This is a genomic window from Streptomyces hamibioticus (genome assembly GCF_047946815.1).
Lineage (GTDB): Bacteria > Actinomycetota > Actinomycetes > Streptomycetales > Streptomycetaceae > Streptomyces.
The window spans coordinates 7342693-7359632 of the sequence record NZ_JBKKQY010000001.1 but is presented as its reverse complement, the minus strand read 5'-3'; the positions used below and the strand labels follow the sequence as shown (position 1 = coordinate 7359632).

General features: G+C 69.1%; 14 protein-coding genes and 5 pseudogenes. 6 read left to right on the top strand and 13 right to left on the bottom strand.

The window, feature by feature from the left end:
• Positions 1 to 64: 64 nt before the first annotated feature.
• A complete protein-coding gene (locus ACLGIH_RS33735) occupies positions 65 to 811 on the top strand; it encodes a transposase family protein (RefSeq protein WP_416529026.1) in 747 nt (248 codons plus the stop codon).
• A gap of 586 nt (positions 812 to 1397) precedes the next feature.
• Here the strand turns inward: ACLGIH_RS33735 and ACLGIH_RS33730 are convergent.
• A complete protein-coding gene (locus ACLGIH_RS33730) occupies positions 1398 to 1559 on the bottom strand; it encodes a hypothetical protein (protein ID WP_416529049.1) in 162 nt (53 codons plus the stop codon).
• Between the two features lie 115 nt (positions 1560 to 1674).
• Here ACLGIH_RS33730 and ACLGIH_RS33725 point away from each other — a divergent pair.
• Positions 1675 to 1776: pseudogene (locus tag ACLGIH_RS33725) on the top strand (hypothetical protein); the annotation flags it as partial.
• Between the two features lie 154 nt (positions 1777 to 1930).
• Entirely contained in the window at positions 1931 to 2215 is a 285-nt protein-coding gene (locus ACLGIH_RS33720) for a hypothetical protein (protein ID WP_416529048.1), read from the top strand.
• Positions 2216 to 2332: 117 nt separating this feature from the next.
• Here the strand turns inward: ACLGIH_RS33720 and ACLGIH_RS33715 are convergent, their stop codons facing one another.
• The 4 genes and pseudogenes from ACLGIH_RS33715 to ACLGIH_RS33700 all read right to left on the bottom strand — a co-directional run bounded on the left by ACLGIH_RS33715 (position 2333) and on the right by ACLGIH_RS33700 (position 5928).
• The gene (locus tag ACLGIH_RS33715; protein WP_416529047.1) at positions 2333 to 3571 is read right to left on the bottom strand and encodes a glycosyltransferase; all 1239 of its coding nucleotides are present in this window, start codon (positions 3569 to 3571) and stop codon (positions 2333 to 2335) included.
• Positions 3558 to 3773 carry a hypothetical protein gene (locus ACLGIH_RS33710; protein WP_416529046.1) on the bottom strand — a complete coding sequence of 72 codons (216 nt, stop codon included), beginning with the start codon at positions 3771 to 3773 and terminating at the stop codon, positions 3558 to 3560. The genes ACLGIH_RS33715 and ACLGIH_RS33710 overlap by 14 nt, the downstream gene beginning before the upstream one ends.
• Before the next feature lie 744 nt (positions 3774 to 4517).
• Positions 4518 to 4922: pseudogene (locus ACLGIH_RS33705) on the bottom strand (DUF6010 family protein); the annotation flags it as partial.
• Between the two features lie 316 nt (positions 4923 to 5238).
• Entirely contained in the window at positions 5239 to 5928 is a 690-nt protein-coding gene (locus ACLGIH_RS33700) for a DJ-1/PfpI family protein (protein ID WP_416529045.1), read from the bottom strand.
• Between the two features lie 201 nt (positions 5929 to 6129).
• On the opposite strand from ACLGIH_RS33700, the pseudogene ACLGIH_RS33695 reads away from it, so the two are divergent.
• A pseudogene (locus ACLGIH_RS33695) lies at positions 6130 to 7068 on the top strand (GlxA family transcriptional regulator).
• A gap of 21 nt (positions 7069 to 7089) precedes the next feature.
• On the opposite strand, the gene ACLGIH_RS33690 reads toward ACLGIH_RS33695, so the two are convergent.
• Positions 7090 to 7866 (bottom strand): calcium-binding protein, encoded by a 777-nt coding sequence (locus ACLGIH_RS33690; protein WP_416529044.1) that lies wholly within the window; start codon positions 7864 to 7866, stop codon positions 7090 to 7092.
• 950 nt (positions 7867 to 8816) lie between these two features.
• Between ACLGIH_RS33690 and ACLGIH_RS33685 the strand changes: the two genes are divergently transcribed.
• Positions 8817 to 9491, top strand: coding sequence for a lytic polysaccharide monooxygenase auxiliary activity family 9 protein (locus tag ACLGIH_RS33685; protein ID WP_473246764.1), 675 nt, complete (start codon positions 8817 to 8819; stop codon positions 9489 to 9491).
• A gap of 170 nt (positions 9492 to 9661) precedes the next feature.
• Here the strand turns inward: ACLGIH_RS33685 and ACLGIH_RS33680 are convergent, their stop codons facing one another.
• Positions 9662 to 10288 carry a hypothetical protein gene (locus ACLGIH_RS33680; protein WP_416529042.1) on the bottom strand — a complete coding sequence of 209 codons (627 nt, stop codon included), beginning with the start codon at positions 10286 to 10288 and terminating at the stop codon, positions 9662 to 9664.
• Positions 10289 to 10476: 188 nt separating this feature from the next.
• Here ACLGIH_RS33680 and ACLGIH_RS33675 point away from each other — a divergent pair.
• Positions 10477 to 10625 (top strand): annotated as a pseudogene (locus ACLGIH_RS33675) (helix-turn-helix domain-containing protein); the annotation flags it as partial.
• Between the two features lie 123 nt (positions 10626 to 10748).
• On the opposite strand, the gene ACLGIH_RS33670 reads toward ACLGIH_RS33675, so the two are convergent.
• The 6 genes and pseudogenes from ACLGIH_RS33670 to ACLGIH_RS33645 form a co-directional block, all read right to left on the bottom strand.
• Entirely contained in the window at positions 10749 to 11204 is a 456-nt protein-coding gene (locus ACLGIH_RS33670; RefSeq protein ID WP_473246770.1) for an alpha/beta fold hydrolase, read from the bottom strand.
• Positions 11171 to 12191 (bottom strand): annotated as a pseudogene (locus tag ACLGIH_RS33665) (IS701 family transposase); the annotation flags it as partial. The pseudogene ACLGIH_RS33665 and the gene ACLGIH_RS33670, both read right to left, overlap by 34 nt.
• A 233-nt stretch (positions 12192 to 12424) precedes the next feature.
• Positions 12425 to 13402, bottom strand: a complete 978-nt coding sequence (locus tag ACLGIH_RS33660) for a hydroxyacid dehydrogenase (protein ID WP_416529557.1) — start codon at positions 13400 to 13402, stop codon at positions 12425 to 12427.
• A gap of 35 nt (positions 13403 to 13437) precedes the next feature.
• On the bottom strand, positions 13438 to 14367 hold the full coding sequence (locus ACLGIH_RS33655) for a carbohydrate ABC transporter permease (protein WP_416529040.1): 930 nt from the start codon (positions 14365 to 14367) through the stop codon (positions 13438 to 13440).
• Between the two features lie 2 nt (positions 14368 to 14369).
• The gene (locus ACLGIH_RS33650) at positions 14370 to 15269 is read right to left on the bottom strand and encodes a carbohydrate ABC transporter permease (protein WP_416529039.1); all 900 of its coding nucleotides are present in this window, start codon (positions 15267 to 15269) and stop codon (positions 14370 to 14372) included.
• A gap of 157 nt (positions 15270 to 15426) precedes the next feature.
• Positions 15427 to 16752 (bottom strand): ABC transporter substrate-binding protein, encoded by a 1326-nt coding sequence (locus tag ACLGIH_RS33645; RefSeq protein ID WP_416529038.1) that lies wholly within the window; start codon positions 16750 to 16752, stop codon positions 15427 to 15429.
• Positions 16753 to 16940 lie beyond the last annotated feature (188 nt).

The following is a 16940-nucleotide window of genomic DNA, read 5'->3' as shown; positions in this document are numbered from 1 at the left end:
TTCGGCTGGTGATCTCACTCGCCAACGTCTCGACGCAGGAGCCCTGTTGGTCCCGTATCGTGCCATGCTCGACGTCCCACTCAAGGTCGTTGAGCATGTTTCCTGGCTGATCTACGCCCGAAGGTGTGAGCTGAACTCCCGCTGGCGCAGGCTGAGCTGCTTCCGGCAGGCCCTGCTCGTCCTGGTGCACCTGCGCAAGAACGAGACTCTGGCCCAGGTCGCCGCGGGGTTCGGCGTCTCCACCGCCACCGCCGGCCGGTACGTGAGCGAGACGATCGACCTCCTCGCCGAGCGCGCCCCAAGCCTGCACGAGGCCCTGCGCGAGCCGCCTCCGGAGGGGTTCGTCATCCTCGACGGCACCCTGATCACCACCGACCGCATCGCGGCGGACCAGCCGTACTACTCGATGAAGCACCGCCGCCACGGAATGAACGTGCAGGCCGTGGCCGCTCCGGACGGAACACCCCTGTGGTTCTCCCGTGCTCTGCCCGGCCGCACCCACGACCTGACAGCCGCCCGTGCACACGGTGTGATCCACGCCTGTCTGTCCCGTCAGCTCCTCGTCCTGGCCGACCGCGCCTACCAGGGGGCCGGCGCCACCGTCCGCACTCCCTATTACCGCCACCACGAGCTTCCCGAGCACTACCGGCAGTACAACCAGGACCACGCCCGGCTGCGAGCACCGGGCGAACGCGCCTTCGCCCGCCTCAAGCAATGGCGGATCCTCCGCAAGGCCCGGTGCAGCACCAACCGCATCGGTCGCACGGTCGCTGCCATTCACGCCATCGAGATCATCTGGCGCTCAGGATGAGAAGCGTTCACTGACTGATGCGTTCAAGCGCCGCTGCGCGCTGATCCTTGAGATAGGAGCCGTCATCACCCTAAGGGCTGTCCCGTAACTCTGGAGACCGCTTGCCGGTGTCCGGTTCGACCTGCTTGGCCGGAATCCCGTTAAGGTCGCGACTTGGGGCGGAACCGATCAAGTCGGTCCGGCTGTGGTGATCCATCAGCCTCTGCCCCGAGTTACGGGACAACGCTTAGCGGCCCTGGCCATCACCCTCGCGGCACAGGAGAGCACCGCGCTCGCTGTCATCCTGGCCGTGGGTTGCGCCTCATTCGCCACGGACGCCGGGCGACGGATCCGCAGGACTGGAAGAAGCTGACGCATCGAAGCAGCCGGAGTGCCCAAACCTATGGGGAGGGGCACTCCGGACGCATGCCGCCCAAACAATATGGGCTGGAGGTGCCCGCATGCATTGGGGCACCGCCGGGGCACCACGAAGGGCCGCCTGCCGGCGGCAGCGCGGGCGGCGTGATCAGGGGAGAGTGCCCCGCAGCAGCCGCCGAGCAAAGTGCCAGCAGCAACCCCCGAGAAGAAGTCACCAAGTGGCAAGCGGTCAGCGGGGTGTCGCCGCCCAGTCCCAGCGGTCCGCGTCGCCGGGGCGCGGGTCGTACATGGCCCGGCCGCCGGCGCCGGACTGCCCCATCTCGGTGGCCAGCGCGGCGCCGGTGTCGACCCTGGTGGAACCGGCCGGTGAGAGCGGCCCCGGGGCTGTCATGGCTCTGGTCCCCGGGGCCGTCTTCTGTTCCTGGAAGCCACTGACAGGCACCAGCGCTGGAAGCGTGGCCGGGGCGGAGTTGAGCTTCCCCCGCTGTGCGGGAGGTGCTGACTAGCTGGTCAGGAGGGGTTGGCGGGGTTTTCTGAGCAAGCAGGAACTTCGTGAGGTCACCGCCTTCGCCGCGGTATGCGCGGAGGCCGTCCTGGGAATATTCGAGGCTGATCAGCCGGAGGACTCGCGGCCTCGGGACGCCATCAGTGCCGCATGGGCATTCGCGGGGGCGGCGAGCGCGGGAAGTCCTTGCGTGACACAGCGTCGGCAGCCCTCAAGGCAGCCAAGAGCGCGCACACGGCGGCTGCGCGCGAGGCAGCGTGGGCAGCGATGTCTGCGGCAGGCGCCGCCTACCGGCATCCGCTGGCCAAGGCCCCCAGGTCAAGCACATTCTCGGAGCCAGCGCTTACGCAGCCAGAGCGGCCGAGATCGTCGCCGACGACGATCGGAGCGTCAGTGCTGAACACCTCAAGCGGATGATGCACCGTGCGACACCGGTCGTCGTCGACGTGCTCAAACGCTTCCCGACGGCGCCAGACGACGGCGGACGGGTTGGCGAGCTGATCCGCATGCTGGACGTTGACCTCCGCACCCTCACGGGATGACTCTCCGACCGCCGCGTCGAGGAACAGGGGAGGCACCCGACTTCCCGGCGAACGAGATCAGTTGGTCGGTCATACCCTTGACCTGCCGCCCTCCGAGATCCCTGACGCATCAGGTGGTCAGGGTGTGGGGCCCCTGTCTCCCTCGCGCTGGATGTTCCATGTCACCCTGCGTCCGCGGGGGCCGCGGAGCAGGCCCACGGACTCGCTGAAGAGGGCGGCCAGCGCGTTGATCGCCCAGTGGCACAGCGGATAGACGGGCCCGAGCATGTACGCCCTGGACAGGGTGTGATCGCGGGTGTAGACGATCGAGGCGGCCACGGTCAGCTGCACGGTGGAGATGATCGCGATGGCGACTCCCCAGCTCAGCATCCACGACACCTCGCCGGTGCTGTGGAACACGGCCAGCCGGACGAGTTCCCACAGTGTGCTGCCCATGAGCACCATTACCCACACGAACGACAGCAGTGCCTCCCAGGCGATGGGCCACAGGTCCACGCTGCGAGGGCTGAACACCTTCCGGCCGTGGGTGCGCACCACCTCACCCTGGCCACGTGCCCAGCGCGTCCGCTGCTTCCACAGGGACCGCAAGGTGAGCGGGACCTCCATGCCGACCAGGGCGTTGGGTTCGAAGCTCGTGCGGTATCCGGCTTCCAGCAGCCGCCAGGTCAACTCGATGTCCTCGGTCGCCATGCGAGGGTCGTACCCGCCGACCGCCAGGACCGCGTCGCGGCGGAAGACACCGAGTACACCGGCGACCGTGCCGACCCGGCCCGCCAGCGCGTGGGTGCGGCGGATCAGGCCGATCAGCGAGGCCGCCTCCAGCACTTGCATCGCCGAGAGGACGTTGCGCCGGTTGGTGACGAACGGTGCGCCGGCCACGGCGGCGTACCGGCGCGACCGGGTGATGCGTGCGACCAGGTACTTGATGGCGTCCGGATGCAGGTGGGTGTCCGCGTCGGTCACCACGACCAGTTCATGGCGGGCCTTGCGCATGCCGTCGTTGAGCCGGTCGGCTTTGCCGAGATTGACCCCGTCGTCCAGCACTCTCACGCGAGGGTCCCCGGCCGCGGCGTCCACGGCCGCCCGTACGGTGCCGTCAGTGGAGCCGTCGTTGAGGATGAGCACCTCCAGCTGCGGGTAGTCGACCCGGCGCAGGGCCTCCACGCAGCGGGCGATCACCGCCTCCTCGTTGTACGCGGGCACCAGGACGGTCACCCCGGGCCAGCCGCCCGCCGGGACGCGGATAACGCTGCGTTCCTCCAGCAACCGGAAGAGAAGACCTCCCGCGATCCATACGGCGCCGGTGGCAACCGGGTAGAACACCACGAAGTAGAAGAGCAGGTCACCAGGTGCCACGGTGCTCCTCCCGCCGTCTCAGCCACACCCCGCACAGCAGGAACACGGTCGCGACGACGAAGGACACCACCGCCACCAGCACGATGTGGTGCAGGAAGGGCCCGTGCCCGAGCTCCACCACCGCCAGCCACGTCGCCGCGGTCCACAACAGCGGGGTGATCACTACCCGGACCACCATCCGCGTGCGGGAGATACTGGACACCGGTACGAACCGGACGTCATACCGTTCCTCTCGCGGGTCTCCCTGCGGATCCACACCCACCTCCCGTTGAAAACTGGCGGCGTCGACTGCCGCGCGGCCACCAGACCTCGTCCCCCGACGGCCTCGGACACTGTAAGCACCTTGAGGCGTCAAATGTCGGATATGTACGGCGGTGAGCGTGGTGTGGGCAGGTGGCCGGGCAGCCCGCTGATCCTCTTCACTGGCCGGACAGTATCTGTAGGGCGCCTGACCCGCGGTGCGACCGTCGTCCTCATCCCACTGGCCGCTCCGGCTTCCGTCCTCCAGCGAGCCCCACCCTCCCCGCCCCCCTCGGCGCGGCGCTGAGCTGTGGCCGGGGGAACAGATGGCCCCGTCCGGTGGACCGGACGGGGCTGATCGCTTGCGTGGCCGTGAAGGGCGGTCGCCTACGCGGCGAAAGGCTCTGCAGGGCTTCAGCCGAACGATCGTCCCTGCAGGCAATAGGTGAGGCCCGGGGACGCTGTCCCCTCCACGACCACGCCCGGCACAACGGCGTCGGCACCGGCCGCTATTCCCGAGGTCGCCGTCCGTCGCCACCGACCCAGTGGCACGCTGAAACGATCAGTAAGGCGGGGCAGCATTTGAGCTGGCCGACTGCTCCTGCCGAGGCGTCACGCCACTGGTTCTGACCCCGGCTCGATGCCTCGCAACGTTCTGGATCGCCGAGAGGAAGGCAGTCCCGCAGACGTGATCGTGCGCGTGGTCTGCTGTCCGGCCGGGCCGGAACCGGCGGCGGAGGAGCCCGATCAGGGAAGGTCCTCCGCGGAAGCACCACAGGGCGATGACCGGATCACAGATGGCACATGCCAGAGATGCGTCGTGGTAGAACGGCAGGATCGGATTGCCCTTGAGGTGGTGGGCCATGTCCCAGGCCGTGTGGAGCAGCCAGCCGACGCCGATGAAGGCCCAGGAGTCCAGGCCGCGGTAGGCGACGTAGGCCGTGAGTGCGACGAATGGGAACTCCCACGGGCCGAAGCCGCCCCCGCTCAGATAGGCGGCGCCGGCTCCGCCCACCATGATCGCGTTGAAGTGGCGTCGGTGCGGTTCTCTGATCAGGGACATCAGCAGGCAGTAGATGATGCCGACGATCACTGGTGACACAAGGTTCAAGAGCAGATGACTTCTTCCTCCTGGGGCGGACCGAATCGCCGCGGCCGAGCTGTCGCAGCGCGAGCACCGACGTCTCGGCCAGAGCGCGGTCCCGGGTGGGCAGGATCAGGAGTGTCAGTACGCTGGCGGCCGTCGCGGTCAGCAGGATCGAGGCGATCAGTCAGGCGTCGGCGAGGGCGCAGCGCGTCGTTGCGGGAAACATACGCGCGGGGACGGTGATCGGGTCGACGGCGACGGTGCCTTCGACAGACATGCTGATGTTCTTCCTGCTTGTGCAGGGGGATGGTGAGCGACTGATCTGCGAAGGCCCGGGCGCTCAGAGAGTGGTGGGCGTTGGACCCTGCGCGCGCCAGACGGTGCCGCGCCGCTCGTGGGAGATGAGTTCTTCGACGGCGTGCGCGACGCGGGGGCCCACCTCGCGCTCCAGTAGGTACAGACCCAGATCGAGACCGGAGGTCACGCCGGCGCCGGTGATCAGGTCGCCGTCGTCCACGATGCGGGCGCGGACCGCGTGGGCGCCGGTGGCGTCCAGCATGTCGAGGCCCATGTGGTGGGTGGTGGCGTGACGTCCCTCCAGCAGGCCGGCCATGGCCAGGACGAGCGAGCCGCCGCAGACGGTGGCGACGGTGATGTCCGGGTCGTCCATTGCCTGCTTGAGGAGCGCAGGGAGCTCGGTGGTCAGCGTGCGGCCCAGCAGCACCGGGATGAACTCGTCCTGCTTCCGCTCGCCGACGCCCACCTCTTCTTCCGGGGCCTCACCGGGTTCGCCCACGCGGCCGGAGGCGCCGGGTACCAGAAGCATGTCGGCGCGCTCCAGGTCGAGGGCGCCGACGGCGCGCAGCGTCAGTCCTCCGATGCCGCTGACGACCTCACGAGGGCCCTCTGCGGTGACCAGCTCGACGGTCACCGCGCCGTCCGTCGCCGAGCCGCCGGCGTACAGGACCTCGTAGGGGGCAATGGCATCGAGCGGGTCGAAGCCATCGAACAGGACGACCTGGGTGTGCATGGGTGTGGGGTTCCTTCGGCGTCGATTTCCATCGGGACGCTCCGAAGTCAACCGGCTTCCTGGGCGCTCGCCCAGTGGCACTAGTGACAGGTTGCAACGGAATAGTGCCAACACTTTCTAAAGCGTGTGGACCGCGAGACGTGGGCCTTCCGGAAGGGCGGCCCAGGCCCCGTCAAGCTGATGGGGAGGTAAGTTCTGGCCATGCATACGGTTGCCGTGCTCGCGTTGGATCAGGTGATCCCGTTCGACCTGTCCACCCCGATCGAGGTCTTCTCCCGGACCCGCCTGCCCGACGGGCGGCCCGGCTACCAGGTACGGGTGTGCGCCGAGCGCGACGAGGTCGACGCCGGAGCCTTCACCCTGCGTGCCCCCTGAGGCCTGGAGGGCCTTCAGGGCGCGGACACGATCATCGTGCCGGGCGTCGCCGATCTCGCTGCCTCACCCCCTCCCGCCGTGCACGACGCGCTGCGGTCGGCCGCTGCCGACGGCACCCGGATCGCCTCCATCTGCGTGGGCACCTTCCCCCTGGCTGACACCGGGCTCCTCGACGGACTGCGCGTCACGACCCACTGGCGCGCGGCCGGTCTGCTGGCTGCCGCCCACCCGGACCTCGACGTCGACCCGGACGTCCTCTACGTCGACAACGGCCAGTTGCTCACCTCGGCCGGCGCCGCGGCGGGCATGGACCTGTGTCTGCACATGATCCGCCGTGACTACGGCTCGACCGTCGCCGCCGACGCCGCCCGCCTGTCAGTGATGCCTCTCGAACGAGAGGGCGGGCAGGCGCAGTTCATCGTCTACGACCACGCACCCACACCACAGGGCTCCGAGCTTGAGACGCTGCTCACCTGGCTACAGGAAAACCTGGCCCACGACCTTACCCTTGCCGACATCGCCGAGCGGGCCGGAACCAGCACCCGAACCCTGATCCGGCGCTTCCGCGACCAGACCGGCACCACTCCGCTCCAGTGGCTCCACCGGGCCCGCATCCGCCAGGCACAACACTTGCTGGAAACCACGGAGCACTCCGTGGAGCGCATCGGCAGCCAGGTCGGCTTCGGCTCACCCACCACCTTCCGTGACCGCTTCAAACGCACCACCGGCGTCAGCCCACAGACCTACCGGCGCACGTTCAGTTGAACAGCCAAATGAGACGTCGTCTTACGGGAGCACGATGTTGCGGCCGGGTCCGCCGTCGAGGGTGTCCTCTCCGGTGCCACCGCAGACGAGGTCGTCGCCGCCTTCGCCGTCCAGTGTGTCGTTGCCGGGGCCGCCGAGGACGATGTCGCGGCCGTCCCCGCCCATGGCGTGGTCACCACCGGGGCCGGCGTGCACGGTGTCGTCACCGCCGTAGCCCTCGATCATGTCGTCGCCCCGGCCGCCCCACATCTGCTGGTTGCCGCTGTCACCAATCAGGTGGTCCATACCGTCGCCGCCGTGCAGGGCGGCGGGTCCCATGACCATGTCGTTCCCCGCGCCGCCCAGCACCGTGCGTGCGGTGTGGGCGTGCAATTCGTCGTTGCCGGGGCCGCCGCTGACGGTGCCGATTCCCGGGGTGAAGGCTGCGATCGTGTCGTGGCCGTCGCCGAGTAAGACGTCGATCCTGTCGGGCCGGGGGCTGTCGGTGGGAAGCTCGCAAACGACGGAGGTGGTGTCCTCGGCTCTGGAGTACGCACAGTGGTCGCCCGGTTCGAGCGGGACTACGTCGCTGAAGCCGATCCGCCGGATCCCGTCGCTGGTGTACATGGAGAATACGTTGAGGTCGTTGGCCTGCCCTGCAGCGGCGGCGAAGACGATCGACTGAGTTGCCCAGTCGGCTCCGACGCGGGCCTTCGCCTCGGTGGCGGTGGCGGTGGCGGTGGCTGCCGGAACGACGGCGAAGCCGGCGGTGAACAGGGTCACGGCGACCGCGCTGACGGCGGCTCGGTTTCGGTTCACGAGACCTCATCTCGGTGGAGTGACGGTGGACCAACCTGCTTGGTGTAGTCCTGCCAGGAACCGGGCGGACCCGGTCGTGAAGGCAGTCTCCCCTGCTGGTCCGGATCCGCAAGACCGCACATCGACGCGGTGTCATGGAAAGCCGGATTCTCTCCGTACGTGATGGTTGGGCTTCTTTGGTCAGGCATGTTCCTGGTATCGCCGTTGTAGGGTTCGCTAGCTCATACCTGGCGCAGGGAAGATGAGTTGGTCGGCGCAGTCGATGGTTGGGATTGCCGGAGGAGCGGAAGGTGGCAGCCCGGGTGCGGGCGGAGGAGCTTTGCCCGCCGGCGAAACGCATCGCGGTCCGACTCGCCGAGACGGAAGCGGTGAGGGAGCGTCGGGTGATCGACCGGGAGGCGTCGGGCCCTGGCCGCTCCGGACGTGGCGAGAGTGCTGGCTGCGGGGGCGCGGGGCGGTGTCGGCGGTGGTCGAGGAGGTGCAGCGCGCCGAGGCTGATCTTCGTTGCTGGCAACATCCCTCGCTGCGGCATCCATGCTCCTGTGCCGTCAGTTCGGGTCCGAGAAGCATGCACCTTCCCCCTGGTGCCATCGGCCGCGTTCCCCACCCGATGCGCCATACAGTCACCGCTGCTACCAGGCGACTTGCCCGACGGAGCCGGCTCAGGTGTACGGAAGCGCACCACCGGGACCTGGGATCTCGCGTGTGGTGGAACTGGACAGCCCTCACGCCAGAACCGGGTCCCGTAGCCATGCACCCGCACAGCAGTCCAGGCCGCATCCTGGTTTTCCGGTTCTGGGAACGGTCCTGACTACCGGCTCACGGCAGCTTCCCTGGCCGTCGCCCGCTTCTGAGATCAACTCAGTCTGTTTCATTGACATTTCACTCAGAAGACCTACCGTTGGGAGCGCTCCCACAACAGCTTTGACACTGGAAGGAGTTCCCCCCACATGCGTAACCAGAGTCCGTTAACCGGGCGTTCGCGGTCGTCCCTCCGCCGGCCTCTCCAGGCGCTCGTCATGCTGTTCGCCGTGGTTGTCGGCGCACTGGCCTGGTCGACCCCCGCCCAGGCTCACGGCACCATCATCAACCCCGCCTCGCGCGCATACCAGTGCTGGAAGACGTGGGGCAGCAACCACACGAACCCGGCCATGCAGACCGAAGACCCCATGTGTTGGCAGGCCTTCCAGGCCAACCCCGACACCATGTGGAACTGGATGAGCGCGCTCCGCGACGGCCTCGGTGGCCAGTTCCAGGCGCGGACCCCTGACGGGACGCTCTGCAGCAACAACCTCTCGAGGAACGCCAGCCTGAACAAGCCCGGACAGTGGAAGACGACCAACGTCAGCAACAACTTCACGGTCCACCTGTACGACCAGGCGTCCCACGGTGCCGACTACTTCCGGGTCTATGTGAGCAAGCAGGGCTTCAACCCCAAGACCCAGACCCTGGGCTGGGGCAACCTCGACTTCATCACGCAGACCGGCCGCTTCGCCCCGGCGCAGGACATCAGGTTCAACGTCAACACCTCCGGCTACACCGGACACCACATCGTGTTCGTGATCTGGCAGGCCTCGCACCTCGACCAGGCCTACATGTGGTGCAGCGACGTGAACTTCGGCTGAGCCTGAGAGCGCCGCACACGGCACCGGCCTCGGCCGGGCGGCGGCACCCGCCGCCCGGCCGACCGGGCTCCGTCGGGGCAGGGGACCCATTTGGTCACCGTGCCCCGACGGGGCTTCCATCGACGAACACGCGACACTGGGCGATGAGTTCCCGGTAGCGGTCCAGGGTCTCATGGTGCCTTTTGCCGGGCGGCCCGTCGATCCACTGGTACCAGGGGCCGCCCGGCGTGAGGAACCGTGGTGGGGGCCTTGTGGCCGAGCTTGTCGTAGACGTCCTTGCGGTAAACAGGGCCATCGGGCCGGTGTCCTGGGGCAGGGCCCAGACGCCGTCCTCGCCACCGGCGCCGAACTCCACCTGCGACCAGGTCCAGTCGACGAACTTGCTCTCGGCCTCCTCCACGCCGGGGCAGGAGGAGATGTCCGTCAGGCCCCTCCTTGAGACGGAAGCTCGCCAGGGAGTCGTACTCGACCTGGCCGAGGTCCGGGGCCTTGCCGGCCTTCAGGACGTTGGACATGTTCTGGTAGGTGCCGGCGTTGCCCGCGGGGGTCGTCTTCAGCTTGACCTGGATGTCGGGGTTCTTCGCGTACCACACGTCGACGGCCTTCTGCATACCCGGGACCCAGGACCAGTAGTCCAGCGTGACCTTGCCCGAGGACGGCCGGCAGGAACCCTCGGCCCCGCCGCCGGCCTTGTCGTCACCGCCGCCTCCGCCACAGGCGGTCAGCGCCGTGAGGGCGAGGACCGTACCGCCGATCACGCAGCGTCGGGCCAGGGATGTGCGATCACGCATCGTCATGGGTTGCTCCGTGCGACGGGGTCCGCTCGTCGAAGCGCTGGTCGCAGACCAGGGTGGTGACCCGTTCGTGACCGCGGAGGCGGACCGGGCCGACGCGGCCTAACTCGGTGGCGTCGAGCAGCAGCACGACCGCGTCGGCGGCGCCCGTCAGGACGACTACCGTCGCCGGCCAAGCCTGGCAGCGAACGGGGCTCCTGGTCGCCGCGTACTGACGACGAACCTGGCCCTCCGCCAACTGGCCACGCTGTTCGGGGTAACCAAGTCGGCCGACGACCGCATCATCGATCACCTCGGGCCCGCGCTCGCGCTCCAGCGGCGCAAGAGGGGCGGAAGGGAGGGCAATGGGCACTCACAGTCATCGGACCGTCCGTGACCGACTCAAAGAACGTCGAGATCACCGCTGAGCGTGAAGCTGCGTTGGGAGAGATCAAGGTCCTCCGCGACGAGGCCGAGGAGCTTGTCAGGCCGCCCGATTGACAGGAGGCCGGTGCCTGGCGCTAGTCGCCGACGTGTCCTTCTCCGCGCTGATCCGCTGCCAGAAGTCGATCAGAGCGCGGGCCGTCTCGAAGGGGCGTTCCACGTTGGGAGAGTGGTCGGCGCCCTCGGTGATCGTCCGGCCGGCGGTGAGACGGGCGGCCATGCTGTCCTGCCACGGGACCGGCCAGGCGTAGTCGCTGCTGCCGGACAGGACCAGTTTGGGGGTCGGTACGGCGGCCAGTTCGGCGACCCGATCCGGCTCCGTGAGGGGTTGACGGCCTGTGGCAGTGAGCTGCTCGGGCACGGTGTTCAGCCAGCGACGGTGGAGGAACTCCGCGACGTCGGCGGGGGTCTCGGCCGCTGCCTGCTCCGATCGGGGTGAATTCTGCATCTCCTGCCACAGCATCTCAGCTCCCGGTAGTCGTGCTCGATGCGCCAGCGGGACTTCGCGAGCCGGACCAGATCGCGGGCGGGGATACCGACGGGCAGGTTCGAGATCCAGGACTTCACCGGCTCCGCCTCGTCCTCGGGCCACTGGGCGATCAGATGGACAAGCCCGATGACACCGTCCGCGGCAGGCTTCGGCCGCCGCCCCGCGAGCCGGACCCGTAAGAACACGAAACAGGAGGTCATGGCTGCCTTGGAGCCCTTGCGCCAGGTCACCGCCACGGCCCCCTCACGCCCGACGGGCCAAGACGTGTTCGCGCAGGCTCACCGCCCGGGTGCGATAGCGGGGCAGCGGCCTGGGCCCGAGCCCTCCGTAAGGCGGCTGGTAAAGCTCCGCCGATGCCGGGTGGGCGGTCAGCTCGCCCCTGACCTGCAGCGCGTAGGCCAGGCCCCGTTCTTCCAGAGCGTGACGGAAGTCGGCGTTCGCGCCGTAACCGGTGTCCGCGACCAGTACCGCGGGCCGCAATCCCAGGGCGGCGAGCTCGTCGAGCATCTCCAGCGCCAACTGCCACTTGGGCCGGTGATGCTCACCGTCGGGGATCCGGCAGCGGGCCCGCCGGCCCACCGCATCGGGTCCGTCCCAGCTGCGAGGCATAAACAACCGCCACGACAGCGGACACGAAGCGGTGTCCGAGGCGGCATGGACACAGACACCGATCTGACAGTTGCCGACCTTGCCCAGCGTGCCGGAGTGCTGCCGGGCCACTCCGGGCGAGGACACACCGTCCTTGGGGAAGCCGGTGTCGTCCACCACCCACACCTGCGGACGCACCACTGCCACCGCCCGCCGGGCCAGCCGTGCCCGGACCGCTTCCACTGGTCAGGTCGAGGTCGTCATGAACTGCTGCAACTGCTGGTGATCCACTTAGAGGCGCCCGGCCATCGGCTGCATCGACTTCCGACGCCCGTCCAGCAGCAGGCCACGCAGATACAGCCCGCCCTTCACCCGCTGATCCGCACGCGCCAGCGGCGTGAACACCTAACAAAGCCCTACTAGGGCGTCCAGTCTTCGGCGGGCGTGGAACAGGGGGGTACGCATCACTGCCCTCTGAGGGGTCCTCCTCAATCGGTGGCGCGTGGGTGGGGAGTGGTGCGGGACACGGCCCTCAATGGGCAGGTCATGCCAATGAGAGCGCTGTGCCGCACCGGTGCGTCAGCCGAAAGATTGAGGATCCACAGGAATTGCGCAAGAGTCCTCGCGAAAGCGGCCTCTCAGGCCGAGCGGTCCAGTGTCCGGCGGCGCACCGGGTCGGCGAACGGCAGGCCGCGGCCGTACCGCTCCAGCTCGTCGAGCGCCGCGTGGGTCATCCGGCTCAGCTCGTTGCCCAGCGAACCGGCGACGTGCGGGGTGAGCAGGACGTTCGGCAGGTCGTACAGCGGCGAGGAGGCGGGCAGCACCTCCGGGTCGGTGACGTCCAGGACGGCGTGCAGGCGGCCCGTGACCAGCTCCGCGGTCAGCGCCTCGGTGTCGACGAGGGAGCCCCGCGCGGTGTTGACCAGCGTGGCGCCGTCGCGCAGCAGCGCCAGCAGCGCCCGGTCGAACATGTGCCGGGTGCCCGGCAGTTCGGGCGCGTGGATCGTCACCACGTCGCTCGACGCGACGAGGGTGTCCAGGTCCACGGTGCGTACGCCGAGGGCCGCGGCGTCGTCACCGGTGACGTACGGGTCGTACAGCAGCACCGTCAGGTCGTAGGGGCGCAGCAGCTCGATCACCCGCCGTCCGATGCGGGAGGCGCCCACCACGCCGACGGTGCGGCGGAAGTTCCCGCCGCCGATCACATCGAGGGGGCTGACCCAGGCGCGCTTCTCGCCGTACACGCGGGCCGCGCGCAGCACGCCCTTGCCGGAGAAGAGGACTGCGGCGACGGTGTACTCGGCCACCGGCACGGCGTTGGCCCCGGCCGCCGAGGCGACCGCGACGCCCCGCTCCCAGCAGGCGTCGGTGATGTGGTGCTTCACGGAACCGGCCGCGTGGACGACGGCCCGCAGCCGGGGCATCCGGGCCAGCACCTCCGCGGTCAGCGGCGAGCAGCCCCAGCCGGTGAACAGGACCTCCGCCTCGCGCAGCGCCACGGCGTGCCCGGGGTCGGTGAAGTCCCGCACCACCACCGCCGGATCGGTGTCGGCCAGCGCGGTGAGCCGCTGCAGGGTCTCCGCGTCGAACAGCGCCTCGCGGACCGGCGGGTCCATCGCGAGGACGGTCCGGGGACGGTGAGGGGGACGGGTCACTTGACGGCTCCCGCGGTCAGGCCGGAGCGCCAGTGGCGCTGGAGCGCCAGGAAGGCGACGGCGAGGGGAAGGACGGACACCAGCGAGCCGGTCACGACGAACGCGTAGTAGTGCGGCTCCTGGGGGAGCACCGCGTTCCAGTTGAACAGGCCGAGGCCCACCGGGTAGAGCGAGGAGTCGTTGAGCATCACCAGCGGCAGGAAGAAGCTGTTCCAGCTCGCGGTGAAGGAGAACAGGAAGATCGTGACGAAGGCCGGGGACAGCATCGGCAGCGCCACCGAGCGGAAGATCCGCAGCTCGCTCGCCCCGTCGAGGCGCGCGGCCTCCAGGGTCTCGGCGGGGACGTACCCCTCGGAGAAGACCCGGGCCAGGTAGACGCCGAAGGGGTTGACCAGGGAGGGGATGAGCACCGACCAGTACGTGTTGGCCAGGCCGATGTCGGAGGCCATCAGGTACATGGGCAGCGAGACGACGGTGTGCGGCACGAGGATGCCCAGCAGCACCAGCCCGTAGAGCTTCTCCTTGCCGGGGAAGGGGTACTTGTCGAACGCGTAGCCCGCGAGCAGCGCCAGGAGCGTCGAGCCGACCGAACCGACGACCGAGTAGAGCAGGCTGTTGGCCAGCCAGCGGCCGAAGACGCCGCCTTGGTACGTGAACATGTCGGCGAGGTTGGTGAAGAGGCTGAAGTCGCCGAGCGCGAAGCCGGGGCGGCCGAAGAGGTCGCCGTTGTTCTTGGTGGCGTTGACCAGCAGCCAGGTCAGGGGCATCAGAGTGTAGACGGCGACCAGGGCGAGCAGGGTGTTGACGGTGACCCGCGAGGCGCGGGAGGAAGCGGTGTCCGGCCCCCGGCCCTGTGACGGGGGTGCGGGGCGTGGCGGCGGTCCGGCCGGGGCGGCGGCGGGGGCCGGTGCGGTGTCGAGGGTCATGGTCACGCGTCCTTCCAGCGGTTGCCGAACTTGGTGATCACGAAGGACAGCGCGGCGCCGAGGAGCGCCAGCAGGAGCGAGGCCGCCGCCGCGAGGCCGTAGTCGCTGCGGCTGACGGCCGCCTGGTAGATGAACATCACCGGGCTCCACTCGGTGGAGATGGCGCTGGTCCTGCTGCGCAGCACCTCGGGCTCGTTGAACAGCTGGATGGCGCCGACCGCGGTGAACAGCATCGTCAGGACCACGGCGGAGCGGATCATCGGCAGCTTCACGGACCAGGCCGTACGCAGGTGGCCCGCGCCGTCCACCAGGGCCGCCTCCAGGGTCTCGCGGGGCACGGCCTGGAGCGCGGCGTAGAAGATCACCATGTTGTAGCCGGTCCACTGCCAGGCCGTGGCGTTGGCGAGCGAGAAGATCACCGCGTTGGGGCCGAGCAGGTCGACGTCCGCGCCGAAGACCTCCAGGAAGTCGATGACCGGGCTGAGGCCGGGGGTGTAGAGGAAGCCCCAGATGATGGCGGCGATCAGGCCCGGCACGGCGTGCGGCAGGAAGTAGGCGAGCCGGAAGAACGCCTTGGCGCGGGCCAGCGCGGAGTCGACCAGCAGGGCCAGTGCCAGGGCGCCGCCCACCATCACCGGGATGTAGACCAGGCAGTACAGCGCGATGTGCAGGAAGCCGCGGCGGAACGCCGGGGAGTCCAGGGCGCGCAGGTAGTTGTCGGCGCCGACGAACAGGGTCTTGGTACCGCCGAAGCCGAGTCCGGAGGCGGCCTGTTCACGGAACAGGCTCATCCAGACCGCGTAGCAGATGGGGGCGGCGAGGGTGGCGAGGAAGAGGACGAGGAACGGCGCGATGAAGAGGGCCGGCGTGCTGCGCTGCCCGCGGACGAGCCGGGATGCCATCGGCGGTGACTCCATGACGTAGAAGGGCCGGGCGGGGTGCCGGGAGGTGGCGGGGTGCCAGGGACCTCCCCGGCCGCCCGGGCGGGGCGGAGGGAACACGCCCGCGCCCCGGGCGGAACGGGGGACGCGTCCGCGCGTCGGCGGGCGCGCCGCCGGGTCACTCGGCGAGCTTGAGGCCCCGGTCGGTGATCCCCTTCTCGGCCGCGGTCTGCGCCGCCTGGAAGGCGGGCCAGAACTCGCCGGTCCTCATGGCCTTGCCCAGGTCGTTCTGGAGGGACAGCGAGGTGGAGTTGTGCACCGGGCTCCAGGTCCAGCCCTCGGTGATGGTGGGCACCTGCTCGGAGGCCACCGCGTAGATGTCCTGGCCGCCGAAGTACTCGGTGTCGAAGGTCTCCTTCGCGGCGGCGCGCAGCGATTCGTCGACGGGCAGCGCGCTGGAGGTGCCGACGGCGAGGCGTGCCTTCACCGCGGCGGCGTCGGTGGTCGCCCAGAGCGCGAACTCGGCCGCCGCCTTGGCCTTCTCGGTGTCCTTGGTGAGGGCGAACGAGGTACCGCCGACCGCGCCGGTGGCGGGGGTGCCCCAGTGCGGCAGCGGGGCCTGGGCCCACTTGCCCGCCTGCTTGGGGTACGTCGTCTTCAGGGAGCCCGCGCTCCAGGAGGCGCCGATCAGAGCGATCGCCTTCTCGTCGGTGACGGCCTTGGTGGCCTCCGGGCTCCAGCCCTTGTGGTTGAGGACCAGGTCGTTCGTGACGAGGTCCTTCCAGTAGTCGGCGACCTTGCGGGTGGACGTGTCGGCGATGTTCACCTTCCAGGCGTCGCCCTCGGTGCCGTACCAGTGGGCGCCGGCCTGCTGGGCGAGGCCCGCCCAGGTGGCGACGTCGTCGCCCCAGAAGTCGAGGATGCGGGCCTTGCCCTTGGAGGCGGTCTTCACCTTCTCGGCCGCGGTCCTGAACTCGTCCCAGGTCCGCGGGACCTCGATGCCGTACTCCTCGAAGAGGTCGGTGCGGTAGTACAGGGACTGCGGGCCCACGTCGTAGGGCGCCCCCCAGGTCTTGTCGCCGAGGGTCACCAGGCTGCGCACGGACTCCGGGGCCTTCTTCACGGACGCGCCCAGTTCGGCGGACGAGTCGCGCAGCAGGCCCTGGGTGACCAGGTCGGGGATGGCCTGGTACTCGACGTTGACGACGTCGGGCGCGTTGCCCGCCTTGACGGCCTTGGCGAGCTTGTCGTAGCCGCCGTTGAGACCGGCGGGGATCTCCGAGTGGACGACCTTGATGTTCTCGTGCGTCCGGTTGAACTCCTCGGTCATCTCCTTGGTGCCCGGCTGCCAGGACCAGTAGGTGATCTCGACGGGCTCGGCGGCGGTGCCGGTACCCGTGTCCGCCGTGCCGGTCCCGGAGCCGCCGCACGCGGTGGCGAGGAGGGCCAGGGAGGCCGTGGCGGCGGCGAGGGCGACGACGGACGTGCGGGAGGTGGGCTTCATGTGCGCGTGCTCCTACGGGCGGGGCCTTCCAGAGGCCGTGAGGTTGACGCACATCTTTCGGTCACAAACGATCGCAGTCAAGAGCGAATGAACAAACGATCGTCAAAGTGATATCGATCCGGAAACGACGCGTCCGTGCGCGGCACGGCGGCCACCTCCGGACACGGCAGTCGCCTCGCCCCGTCCCG